A 12,448-nucleotide genomic window follows, 5' to 3' on the forward strand; every position below is an offset into this window, starting at 1 on the left:
TGCATAACGCCACATCGTCTGATCTGAGATTGACCCCTCCGCCTTGAAATGTTAAACAGGCGCAGCAATATTGAACCCAATGGGTTTTTGGGCATCCAATCCTCTCCCGTTAAGCAGGATGTTTTCATTAGGTAAAGGTAAATATGGGTAAAGCACTCGTTATTGTTGAGTCCCCGGCAAAGGCTAAAACAATCAATAAATACCTGGGCAATGACTACGTGGTTAAATCCAGCGTCGGTCATATCCGGGATCTGCCGACCAGTGGTTCAACCGCGAAGAAGAGTGCTGACGCCTCGACTGAAAAGAAAGCCAAAGACGCTTCGACTGACAAGAAAGTCAAAAAAGTTAAAAAAGATGAGAAGGCCGCACTCGTCAGCCGCATGGGTGTTGACCCTTATCACGGCTGGGAAGCGGATTATCAGATTCTGCCCGGCAAAGAGAAAGTCGTTGCCGAACTGAAGGCGTTAGCCGCCAATGCTGACCACATCTATCTCGCAACCGACCTTGACCGCGAAGGGGAAGCCATTGCCTGGCACCTGCGGGAAGTGATTGGGGGCGATGACTCGCGCTTCAGCCGCGTGGTCTTTAACGAAATTACCAAGAATGCGATTCGTCAGGCGTTTGAAAAACCGGGCGAACTGAATATTGACCGGGTGAATGCTCAGCAGGCGCGTCGTTTCATGGACCGCGTGGTGGGCTATATGGTCTCGCCACTGCTGTGGAAAAAAATCGCCCGTGGTCTCTCTGCCGGCCGTGTGCAATCCGTTGCGGTTCGCCTGGTGGTGGAACGTGAACGTGAGATCAAAGCCTTTGTTCCCGAAGAGTACTGGGAAGTTAATGCCGCGCTGACCACGCCGAAAGGCGATGAGCTGTCGATGGACGTGACGCATAAAGGCGATAAAGCCTTCCGTCCGGTCAACCGCGACGAGACCTATGCCGCCGTCGCGCTGCTGGAAAAAGCGCGCTATGAGATCGTCGATCGTGAAGATAAGCCGACCAGCAGCAAGCCGGGCGCACCTTATATCACCTCGACGCTGCAGCAGGCTGCCAGTACCCGTCTTGGCTTTGGCGTCAAGAAGACCATGATGATGGCCCAGCGCCTGTACGAAGCGGGTCACATTACCTACATGCGTACCGATTCGACCAACCTGAGTCAGGATGCGGTCGCGATGGCACGTGGTTATATCGAAAGCCATTTCGGTAAAAAGTACCTGCCAGAAACGGCCATTACTTACGCCAGCAAAGAGAACTCCCAGGAAGCGCACGAAGCGATTCGTCCTTCTGATGTGGAAGTGGTGGCGGAACAGCTGAAAGATATGGAAGCGGATGCGCAGAAACTCTATCAGCTGATCTGGCGTCAGTTTGTTGCCTGTCAGATGACACCGGCCAAATATGACTCCAGCACCATTACGGCAGCGGCAGGTGATTTTAAACTCAAGGCGAAAGGCCGCATTCTGCGTTTCGACGGCTGGACCAAAGTGATGCCAGCGCTGCGTAAGAATGATGAAGATCGAACGCTGCCTGCCGTGACGGTGGGTGATGTTCTGGACCTGCAACAACTGCTGCCCGGCCAGCACTTTACCAAACCACCAGCGCGCTTCAGCGAAGCGTCACTGGTGCGTGAGCTGGAAAAGCGCGGCATTGGCCGTCCATCAACCTACGCTGCCATCACCTCGACCATTCAGGATCGTGGCTACGTGCGGGTGGAAAACCGTCGTTTCTATGCGGAAAAAATGGGTGAGATCGTCACCGATCGCCTGGAAGAGAACTTCCGCGAGCTGATGAATTACGATTTCACCGCCCGTATGGAGAGCAACCTCGACCAGGTGGCCAACAACGAAGCGCAATGGAAAGCGGTGCTCGACCACTTCTTCACCGACTTTACTCAGCAGCTTGAACTGGCTGAGAAAGATCCTGAAGAGGGTGGCATGCAGCCGAACCAGATGGTGCTGACCTCGATTGAGTGTCCGACCTGTAGCCGCCAGATGGGGATTCGTACCGCCAGTACCGGCGTTTTCCTGGGCTGTTCCGGCTATGCGCTGCCGCCTAAAGAGCGCTGCAAACAGACCATTAACCTGATTCCGGAAAATGAAGTTCTTAATATTCTGGAAGGGGATGATGCTGAGACCAACGCCCTGCGTGCCCGTCGTCGCTGCCAGAAGTGTGGCACGGCCATGGACAGTTACCTGATCGACAACGAACGTAAACTGCATGTCTGTGGTAATAACCCGGAGTGTGACGGTTACGAAATCGAGAAGGGCGAATTCCGCATCAAAGGCTATGACGGCCCGATAGTGGAGTGCGAGAAGTGTGGTTCGGAGATGCACCTGAAGATGGGACGCTTTGGTAAGTACATGGCGTGTACCAACGATGAGTGCAAAAACACCCGCAAGATTCTGCGTAGTGGTGAAGTCGCACCGCCGAAAGAAGATCCGGTTCCACTGCCAGAGCTGGCGTGTGAGAAGTCCGATGCTTACTTCGTGTTGCGTGACGGCGCAGCGGGCGTTTTCCTCGCCGCCAACACCTTCCCGAAATCACGCGAAACGCGTGCGCCGCTGGTGGAAGAGCTGCAGCGCTTTAAAGATCGTCTGCCTGAGAAGCTGAAATACCTGGCCGACGCGCCAGCGGCGGATCCGGACGGCAACAAAGCGATGGTGCGCTTCAGCCGCAAGACTAAACAGCAGTATGTCTCCTCTGAAAAAGAGGGCAAGGCAACGGGCTGGTCCGCCTTCTATATAGATGGCAAATGGCAGGTCGCGAAGAAGTAATCCACACAGGCCAGCGCTCGCTGGCCTTTTTCTGAGCCTTATATCAATCCGTTCTACTCTCTCACTTAAACTGATATAGTTGTTATAGCATTTCCGACCTTTCCTGATGCATAGCCTTTCTTTACCCTCGCGACTATACGTCAACCGGGGATGCGACTCTGTAACTTACCGGATGGAATAGATATGAAATTACAGCAGTTGCGCTATATCGTCGAAGTGGTGAACCATAATCTCAATGTCTCTTCGACAGCGGAAGGTCTCTACACCTCTCAACCCGGCATCAGTAAACAGGTGCGTATGCTGGAAGATGAGCTGGGCGTGCAGATCTTTGCCCGCAGCGGTAAGCATCTCACCCAGGTAACGCCGGCAGGGGAAGAGATCATCCGTATAGCGCGTGAAGTGCTCTCTAAAGTGGATGCGATCAAGTCGGTGGCCGGTGAGCATACCTGGCCGGATAAAGGCTCGCTCTATGTCGCGACCACGCACACGCAGGCGCGCTATGCGCTGCCAGGGGTGATCAAAGGCTTTATCGAGCGCTATCCGCGCGTCTCCTTGCACATGCATCAGGGGTCTCCAACTCAAATCGCCGAAGCGGTCTCTAAAGGCAATGCCGATTTTGCGATTGCCACCGAAGCGCTGCATCTCTATGACGATTTAATCATGCTGCCGTGCTACCACTGGAACCGGGCGATTGTCGTGACGGCTGACCATCCGCTGGCGGGGAAAGGGCAGGTGACTATCGAAGAGCTGGCTGAATATCCGCTGGTGACCTACACCTTTGGCTTCACCGGGCGTTCAGAACTGGATACGGCCTTCAATCGTGCAGGATTAACCCCACGCATCGTTTTCACCGCTACCGACGCCGACGTGATCAAAACGTATGTCCGGTTAGGTCTGGGTGTGGGTGTGATTGCCAGTATGGCGGTGGACCCGGTCGCCGATCCTGACCTGATTCGCATCGAAGCCGCCGACATCTTTACCAACAGCACCACCAAGATTGGCTTCCGCCGCAGTACCTTCCTGCGCAGCTATATGTATGATTTCATCCAACGTTTTGCGCCTCATCTGACGCGCGACGTGGTGGATACTGCCGTGGCGCTGCGCTCAAACGAAGACATTGAGGCGATGTTTAAAGATATCAAACTGCCGTTTAAATAGAGTTTACGCGCCACGCTTAAACTTAAGGCTGCCTGGAGCAGCCTTTTTTGTGTCCAGGGTTTAGCTCCAGACGAGACTCAAAAGTTTTTATGATTTTTTTGTAAATAAAACATTGATCACATGTTTCCCCATCGGGCTTTCTTAAATGCGAATTACAACACATTTTTAACTATGTGACTTTGCGACTCGCCAGGATTATTCCCATACTCCAGTTAAGAGCCGATGTGGGAAGCCAGTAAACATAAGGTTCTTAAGTGGTCTCTAAAGTTTTAAATGGATCTGTTTTTAAATTAACTCAAATTTATTAGCTGTCTGTTTAAATAAATATTTGTTCCGGAGTTAATGATTTCTAACGTTCCTGAAGCCTATTGATTAATACCGTTAATCGTTTTACTCAATAAAAATAACTGGATTTTTGGCCTTAACGCGTTTAGGATTCCTCCTAAATCTTAATCGATGTTATCAATCATTTTGTTGAGAGTGATTATCAAAAACTATGAATACACGACTGACTGTACAACCGGGTTTCCCGGCAAAAAGCACCAAGGTTGAGCGTACCGGCAACACCCGTCGCAACGCCTGGTTAACCGTATTCGCTGCCTCTGCGCTGTTCTGGGTAGTTGTAGCGTTAATGATCTGGCGTATCTGGGGCTAAAGCCATGTGGGCAAATACACTCAGCCATAAACGTTCCCTGAGCTCGCGTCAGCACAAGCCTGTTGCCTGTAAGGCAAAAGAAGCGCTTGCAAAGGACGAGAAAGTGTCTATCCCCGAGTCATGGGATTTGAGTGATAACCAGAGACTTTTTATTGAGTCGTTTCTGGACCCTAAAAACAAATAACGTTTTCATACCACCTGTTACCAACTGTTCTTTTATTACCGGAATTTCCGGCGGGCTTTTTAAATGCCCCTTTCCACATCCTGTACGACCAAAGGGTGTCACCTCTTAAATCAGGTGACCGCAAAAACTTTTACGCCCGATTCCGGCGAAGGAGTGAACCAAATGAATATGATAAAAATGTCCTGGCTCAGCGCGTATGCTTTCTCCTTTGCGTTCTGGTCTGCGGCGGTGTGGATAACGCTGTAATTTGAATTAAAATCACCTTTTTATGATGCCTCGTGACTTCACGGGGCATTTTCGTTTATGCGCGATTGTAGCAATTTGTGTTGTTATCAAAACGTTAACGAATTTGTGGTCTATCTTTAACATAAACCTTTGTCTCTCTAAGGTTTAAGGCCATGAACGAAAAAGGAGGAGCTATGTCGTCTACCCTACGCGAGCAGAGTCAGGAAATACTGCAGGTCGACACCAAAAAATATCACATCTTCAGTCTTCCCCGCGCGGCTCAACATTTCGGCAATATCGATAGCCTGCCCAAATCACTCAAAGTTTTGCTGGAAAATTTACTGCGCTGGCAGGATGGTGACTCCGTTACGGCAGAGGACATCCAGGCGCTGGTTGACTGGCAAAAAGATGCCCATGCCGATCGTGAAATCGCCTATCGTCCCGCCCGCGTATTAATGCAGGACTTTACCGGCGTTCCCGCCGTGGTTGACCTGGCGGCGATGCGCGAAGCGGTAAACCGTTTAGGCGGCGATGTGGCCAAAGTGAATCCGTTATCGCCGGTCGATCTGGTGATCGACCACTCAGTCACGGTCGATCATTTTGGCGACGATGACGCCTTTGAAGAGAACGTCCGGCTGGAGATGGAGCGCAACCATGAGCGCTACGTCTTCCTGCGCTGGGGGCAGAAAGCGTTTGATAAATTCCGCGTCGTGCCGCCGGGGACCGGGATCTGCCATCAGGTGAACCTGGAATATCTCGGCAAGGCGATCTGGCACGAAACGGTTAACGGTGAAGAGTACGCCTGGCCCGATACGCTGGTCGGCACGGATTCCCACACCACCATGATCAACGCGCTGGGCGTGCTGGGATGGGGAGTCGGGGGAATCGAGGCCGAAGCGGCCATGCTCGGTCAGCCTGTCTCCATGCTGATCCCGGATGTGGTGGGTTTCAAACTGACTGGCAAACTCAGGGCGGGTATCACCGCAACCGACCTGGTGCTGACCGTCACTCAGATGCTGCGTAAGCATGGCGTTGTGGGCAAATTTGTTGAGTTCTACGGTGATGGCCTGGCCGATCTGCCGCTGGCAGACCGCGCGACCATCGCTAACATGGCCCCGGAATATGGCGCGACCTGCGGATTCTTCCCGGTCGATGACGTCACGCTGAGCTATATGACACTGACCGGCCGCGATGCCGATCAGGTCGCCTTAGTGGAAGCCTATGCCAAAGCGCAGGGCCTGTGGCGTAATCCGGGCGATGAGCCGCGCTTTACCAGTACCCTGGCGCTGGATATGAACGAAGTGGAGTCGAGTCTTGCCGGACCAAAACGTCCGCAGGATCGGGTCTCACTGGGCGATGTGCCCGCTGCGTTTGATGCCAGCAACGAGCTGGAAGTGAATCAGGCGCAGAAACCCCATAAAAACGTCGAATATACCGACAGCGATACCGGCCTGACGCATACGCTGACCGATGGCGCGGTGGTGATCAGTGCGATTACCTCCTGTACCAACACGTCGAATCCCAGCGTGCTGATGGCGGCCGGCCTGCTGGCGAAAAAAGCGGTCGAGCGGGGTCTGAAACGCCAGCCGTGGGTGAAAGCTTCGCTGGCGCCAGGGTCTAAAGTGGTTTCCGACTATCTGGCCGTCGCGCAGCTGACCTCCTATCTCGACGAACTGGGCTTTAACCTGGTCGGTTATGGCTGTACCACCTGTATCGGTAACTCCGGACCGTTGAAAGATGAGATTGAGTCTGCGATCAAAGCGGGCGATCTTACGGTGGGAGCCGTGCTGTCCGGTAACCGTAACTTTGAAGGCCGTATTCATCCGCTGATTAAAACCAACTGGCTGGCGTCGCCACCGCTGGTGGTGGCCTATGCGCTGGCGGGTAACATGAAGATCAACCTGCAGACCGAGCCGCTGGGCCACGATCGTCAGGGCCAGCCGGTGTACCTGAAAGATATCTGGCCGTCACCGGAAGAGATCGCCACCGCCGTGCAGCAGGTCACCAGCGACATGTTCCACAAAGAGTACGCCGAAGTCTTCGATGGCACACCCGAGTGGCAGGAGATTAAGGTCAGTGAAGCGGCAACCTACGACTGGGATGAAGGCTCGACTTACATCCGTCTGTCGCCGTTCTTTGATGACATGGAGAAAAAGCCTAAGCCGGTGCAGGATATCCGAGGCGCACGGGTGCTCGCCTTGCTGGGCGACTCCGTCACCACAGACCATATCTCGCCAGCGGGCAGCATTAAGGCGGAAAGTCCGGCCGGGCGTTATCTGCTGTCACATGGTGTTGAGCGCAACGACTTCAACTCCTATGGTTCGCGTCGCGGTAACCATGAAGTGATGATGCGGGGTACGTTCGCCAATATCCGTATCCGCAATGAGATGGTGCCGGGCGTGGAGGGCGGTTACACCCGTCACTATCCGAGTGGCGAACAGCTGGCCATCTATGATGCGGCGATGAAGTATCAGGCGGAGGGTGTGCCGCTGGCGGTGATTGCCGGTCTGGAGTATGGCTCCGGTTCCAGCCGCGACTGGGCGGCCAAAGGGCCACGCCTGCAGGGCGTCAGGGTCGTGATCGCGGAATCCTTCGAGCGTATTCACCGCTCCAACCTGATTGGGATGGGCATTCTGCCGCTGGAGTTCCCGCAGGGCGTGACACGCAAAACTCTGGGGCTGACCGGTGAGGAGCGTATCGACGTGGAGAATCTTCAGGCGCTGACGCCAGGCTGCAGCGTGAAAGTAACGCTGACCCGTGCTGATGGAAGTAAGGAAGAACTCGACACCCGCTGTCGCATCGACACCGGTAATGAGCTGACCTATTACCGCAATGACGGCATCCTGCACTACGTTATCCGTAACATGCTGGACTGACAAAAAAGCCGGGGAGACCCGGCTTTTTCATTTATGACTTCGGCAGCAGATGCCCCATCTTTTCCGCTTTCGTATCCAGATAGTGCGCATTCTTCGGGTTACGCCCCACGACCAGCGGCACACGCTCAACGATGTTGATCCCGGCTTCGCTCAGGATCTCCACTTTGCGTGGGTTATTGGTCAGCAGACGCACTTCATTAACGCCCAGCAGTTTGAACATATCGGCGCACAGGGTGAAGTCGCGCTCATCGGCGGCAAAGCCCAGCTGATGGTTCGCTTCTACGGTGTCGTAACCTTTATCCTGCAACGCATAGGCGCGAATCTTATTCAGCAGGCCAATGTTACGGCCTTCCTGACGATGATAAAGCAGCGCGCCGCGACCCTCTTCTGCGATGGCATTGAGGGCGGCTTCCAGCTGAAAACCACAGTCGCAACGCAGGCTGAAGAGAGCATCGCCGGTCAGGCATTCGGAATGAACGCGCGCCAGTACCGGCTCGTTATCGTTAATATCACCAAAGACCAGTGCAACGTGGTCATGTCCGGTTGCCAGTTCTTCAAAACCAACCATCAGGAAATCTCCCCATGGCGTGGGCAGTTTGGCTTCTGCCACCCGTTTAAGCTGCATGTGACTCTCCAGAACCTTCAGAGGATGCACTATCATCATGATAGTGCACAGGCCGGTGTGGCCCGACAAACGTGCAATATTGTGCCACAACCCGCAAGCGGGCTGGTAATCTCTGATACCAATTGCAGTGATAAAGCACAATTATCCAATCGGCAACGGTTATGTTATTCTTTTTTAAGCTAAAGTTATGCAATTGTTGTCTTTTGACACCGGGATAAGGGAAGAGAAAGTTATGCAATTGTTGTCTTTTGACACCGGGATAAGGGAAGAGGATGTTTAAGATTTCGCGTCGTACCACCTTCGGAATGCTGGTGCTGCTGATCATACCGGTTACCGTCTGGCTTACCGGCTGGCGCTGGCAGCCGGGCGAAAGCAATGCGGTGCTGAAAGGTCTCTTCTGGATGACTGAAACCGTCACCAATCCGTGGGGGATTATTACCAGCGTGCTGCTGAGTGCCTGGATGCTCTGGTGCCTGCGCTTTCGCCTGAAGCCCGCCATTTTGCTGCTGCTGATCATGAACGCGACGATTCTGGCCGGGCAGTACACCAAATCCTTTATCAAAGAGCAGATTCAGGAGCCGCGTCCCTATGTGATCTGGCTGGAACAGCATCACGGCCTGGATGAGAAAACGTTCTACGAGCTGAAGCGCAAACAGCGCGGCGAGATGGTGACCTCACTGATTGCCGATGAGACGCAGATTCCAGGCTGGCTGAAACGGCACTGGGCGTTTGAAACCGGTTTTGCCTTTCCGTCGGGTCATACCATGTTTGCTGCCAGCTGGGCGCTGCTGGCATTGGGTCTGCTCTGGCCGCGTCGGCACTATAAAAGCGTGGTGGTGATCTTCCTGTGGGCCACTGGCGTGATGGCGAGCCGTCTGCTGCTGGGCATGCACTGGCCGCGCGATCTGGCAATGGCAACGGTCCTTTCCTGGATACTGGTTACCGTTGCAACGTGGCTGGCACAGCGTTTCTGTGGCCCGCTGACGCTGCCGCCGGAAGAGCAAAAAGAGGTGGCGCAGCGGGAGCCCTGATTGTAATTCTCCCTCAAGACCCCATATTATTAGGCAGGCCTGCGCAAAAGCGACTCGCCCGATGCTGCTGGGAGCAGCATTTTTGCTGGAGTTTTGGCATAATTCTACCTGACAACCTCACAACGGGATGCACTGTGAAATATTTGCTGATTTTTTTAGTAGTACTGGTCATTTTCATTATTTCCGTCACCCTGGGTGCGCACAACGATCAGGTCATTACTTTTAACTATCTGCTGGCGCAGGGTGAGTTCAGCATCTCGACCTTACTGGCATCACTGTTTGGCGCAGGTTTCGTGCTTGGCTGGATCATCTGCGGTCTGTTCTGGTTACGGACCCGCGTCTCTCTGGCGAATGCCAACCGGAAAATCAAGCGTATGCAGACCCAAATCGAGCAGAGTACCGCTCTGGCGACCACGCCATCTTCTCCGGCTGGCCGGGAATAATCCCCGATGCATGAATTGCTGTTTCTGTTACTGCCGGTGGCGGCTGCGTATGGCTGGTATATGGGCCGTCGCAGCGCACATCAGGACAAGCAACAGGAAGCCAACCGACTCTCTCGTGAATATGTCGCTGGCGTAAACTTCCTGCTCTCAAATCAGCAGGACAAAGCGGTCGATCTGTTCCTCGATATGCTGAAAGAGGACAGCGGCACGGTTGAAGCGCACCTGACGCTGGGTAATCTGTTCCGATCGCGCGGGGAGGTTGACCGCGCCATTCGCATCCATCAGGCGTTAATGGAAAGTGCTTCCCTGAGCTATGAACAGCGTCTGCTCGCCGTGCAGCAGCTGGGTCGCGACTACATGGCGGCCGGTTTATATGACCGCGCTGAAGATATGTTTAAGCAGCTCACCGACGAAACTGACTTCCGGGTGGGCGCGCTGCAGCAACTGCTGCTGATCCATCAGGCAACCAGCGACTGGCAACAGGCGATTGAGGTTGCAGAACGACTGGTTAAGCTCGGCAAAGAGAAGCAGAAAGGCGAAATCGCCCACTTCTATTGCGAACTGGCGTTGCAGGCGATGAGCAGCGACGATCTGGATCGCGCAATGAGCCTGCTGAAGAAAGGGGAGGCGGCCGATCGCAACAGCGCACGCATCTCTATCATGATGGGCCGTATTCTGATGGAGAAAGAGGACTTCGCCAAAGCGGTGGGTCATCTGCAGCGCGTGCTGGATCAGGATAAAGAGCTGGTCAGTGAAACGCTGGGTATGCTGGAAACCTGTTTCCAGCGGCTTAATCAGCCAGACGCCTGGGCTGACTTCCTGCAGCGCTGTGTGGAAGAGAACACCGGTGCGGCAGCGGAACTCTATCTCTCTGACATTCTTGAGCAGCAGCAGGGACCTGAAGCGGCTCAGAACTACATCAGTCGTCAGCTGCAGCGTCATCCTACGATGCGCGTGTTCCATCGCCTGATGGATTTAAACCTGCATGAAGCGGAAGAAGGGCGCGCTAAAGATAGCCTGATGGTGCTGCGTGACATGGTTGGTGAACAGATCCGCACCAAGCCGCGCTATCGCTGCCAGAAGTGTGGCTTTACCGCTCACGCACTCTACTGGCACTGCCCATCCTGCCGCACCTGGTCATCCGTTAAACCCATTCGCGGTCTCGACGGCCAGTAACAAGGCCGTTTCAGATTCATGGATAACACCCATTATAGTTACAACATACTATTTGTGTTATCTCCTTCCGGCCCTCAGCAAGAGTGCAGAAATTGCCGGGCAGAGGGGCAATGGCGATTGTGATGGTCAGACACCGCAGGTAGAATGCTTGCCGTTTGTCTATTGCGCCTGCGGGTGCCAACTGCAGAGGAAATGCCATGCCTTCACCCCACAACGTGACCGCTTCGCCGATTCTGGTCGCGCTGGATTATCATGACCTCGACAGCGCCCTGCGTTTCGTCGACCAGATCGATCCCCGCAGTTGCCGCCTGAAGGTGGGCAAAGAGATGTTTACGCTGTTCGGCCCCGCGCTGGTTAAAACCCTGCAGCAACGCGGCTTTGAAATCTTCCTCGATCTGAAATTCCACGATATTCCCAACACCACCGCACACGCCGTGGCGGCCGCGGCCGATCTGGGTGTCTGGATGGTCAACGTTCATGCCAGCGGCGGGGCGCGGATGATGAACGCGGCGCGTGAGGCGCTGCTTCCTTTTGGCCAGGATGCGCCGCTGCTGATTGCCGTGACCGTACTGACCAGCATGGATGCCGACGATCTCAAAGGGCTGGGCATCACGCTTTCTCCTGCCGAACAGGCAGAGCGACTGGCGAAGCTGACACAGTCATGCGGGCTGGATGGTGTGGTCTGTTCCGCGCATGAAGCCGTTCGCTTCAAACAGGTCCTGGGGCAGGACTTTGCGCTGGTCACGCCGGGGATTCGCCCGGCCGGCAGTGATGCAGGCGATCAGCGTCGCATCATGACGCCCCAGCAGGCGAAGCAGGCGGGCGTGGACTATATGGTCATCGGGCGTCCGATCACCCAGTCAGCCGATCCCGCTGCCACCCTGCAGGCGATCCTGCACAGTCTGGAGACACAGTAATGGCAGATGATAATCGACTGGTTTACTCCACCGACAGCGGGCGCATTACTCAGCCGGAGACCAAAGCGGAGCGGCCAAAAGGGGACGGCATTGTGCGCATCCAGCGTCAGACCAGCGGACGCAAGGGCAAAGGCGTCTGCCTGATCACCGGCATCGACCTGGATGACGCGGCACTGACGCTGCTGGCGGCGGAGTTGAAAAAGAAGTGCGGCTGTGGCGGTTCAGTCAAAGAAGGCGTCATCGAAATTCAGGGTGATAAACGCGATTTACTGAAAAGTCTGCTGGAAGCCAAAGGCATGAAGGTCAAACTGGCGGGCGGCTGAATAAAAAATCGGGCTACCAGAGTAGCCCGATTGTCATATAGATGCTTAGCGTAGCCGACTATTCTTT

At 54.5% G+C, this 12,448-nt stretch carries 11 protein-coding genes; 10 read left to right on the top strand and 1 reads right to left on the bottom strand.

Annotation, left to right across the window (positions count from 1 at the left end):
- The first annotated feature begins 143 nt into the window (after nucleotides 1–143).
- From topA to acnA, 5 genes are all read left to right on the top strand, one after another.
- Nucleotides 144–2,768: a type I DNA topoisomerase gene (topA, locus tag PU624_RS12570; protein WP_283547880.1), complete on the top strand. Its 2,625-nt coding sequence runs from the start codon at nucleotides 144–146 to the stop codon at nucleotides 2,766–2,768.
- 183 nt (nucleotides 2,769–2,951) lie between these two features.
- Nucleotides 2,952–3,926: an HTH-type transcriptional regulator CysB gene (gene cysB, locus PU624_RS12575; protein ID WP_003853865.1), complete on the top strand. Its 975-nt coding sequence runs from the start codon at nucleotides 2,952–2,954 to the stop codon at nucleotides 3,924–3,926.
- Between the two features lie 496 nt (nucleotides 3,927–4,422).
- Nucleotides 4,423–4,581, top strand: coding sequence for a YmiA family putative membrane protein (locus PU624_RS12580; protein ID WP_003853864.1), 159 nt, complete (start codon nucleotides 4,423–4,425; stop codon nucleotides 4,579–4,581).
- Between the two features lie 4 nt (nucleotides 4,582–4,585).
- Nucleotides 4,586–4,765 carry a YciX family protein gene (locus PU624_RS22310; protein WP_502921582.1) on the top strand — a complete coding sequence of 60 codons (180 nt, stop codon included), beginning with the start codon at nucleotides 4,586–4,588 and terminating at the stop codon, nucleotides 4,763–4,765.
- A gap of 419 nt (nucleotides 4,766–5,184) precedes the next feature.
- Entirely contained in the window at nucleotides 5,185–7,866 is a 2,682-nt protein-coding gene (gene acnA / locus PU624_RS12585) for an aconitate hydratase AcnA (RefSeq protein ID WP_283547881.1), read from the top strand.
- 31 nt (nucleotides 7,867–7,897) lie between these two features.
- Here the strand turns inward: acnA and ribA are convergent, their stop codons facing one another.
- Nucleotides 7,898–8,491, bottom strand: coding sequence for a GTP cyclohydrolase II (gene ribA, locus PU624_RS12590; protein WP_010244482.1), 594 nt, complete (start codon nucleotides 8,489–8,491; stop codon nucleotides 7,898–7,900).
- A gap of 272 nt (nucleotides 8,492–8,763) precedes the next feature.
- Between ribA and pgpB the strand changes: the two genes are divergently transcribed.
- The 5 genes from pgpB to yciH all read left to right on the top strand — a co-directional run bounded on the left by pgpB (nucleotide 8,764) and on the right by yciH (nucleotide 12,381).
- Entirely contained in the window at nucleotides 8,764–9,522 is a 759-nt protein-coding gene (pgpB, locus tag PU624_RS12595) for a phosphatidylglycerophosphatase B (protein ID WP_283547882.1), read from the top strand.
- A gap of 134 nt (nucleotides 9,523–9,656) precedes the next feature.
- Nucleotides 9,657–9,965, top strand: a complete 309-nt coding sequence (locus PU624_RS12600; RefSeq protein WP_010244487.1) for a LapA family protein — start codon at nucleotides 9,657–9,659, stop codon at nucleotides 9,963–9,965.
- Between the two features lie 6 nt (nucleotides 9,966–9,971).
- A complete protein-coding gene (gene lapB, locus PU624_RS12605) occupies nucleotides 9,972–11,141 on the top strand; it encodes a lipopolysaccharide assembly protein LapB (protein WP_283547883.1) in 1,170 nt (389 codons plus the stop codon).
- A gap of 197 nt (nucleotides 11,142–11,338) precedes the next feature.
- Complete coding sequence (gene pyrF, locus PU624_RS12610) at nucleotides 11,339–12,058, top strand: orotidine-5'-phosphate decarboxylase (RefSeq protein WP_283547884.1); 720 nt, start codon at nucleotides 11,339–11,341, stop codon at nucleotides 12,056–12,058.
- Entirely contained in the window at nucleotides 12,058–12,381 is a 324-nt protein-coding gene (gene yciH / locus PU624_RS12615; protein WP_039660138.1) for a stress response translation initiation inhibitor YciH, read from the top strand. The genes pyrF and yciH overlap by 1 nt, the downstream gene beginning before the upstream one ends.
- The last annotated feature ends 67 nt before the right edge of the window (nucleotides 12,382–12,448 follow it).

Origin of the sequence: Pantoea sp. Lij88 (genome assembly GCF_030062155.1) — a bacterium.
Lineage (GTDB): Bacteria > Pseudomonadota > Gammaproteobacteria > Enterobacterales > Enterobacteriaceae > Pantoea.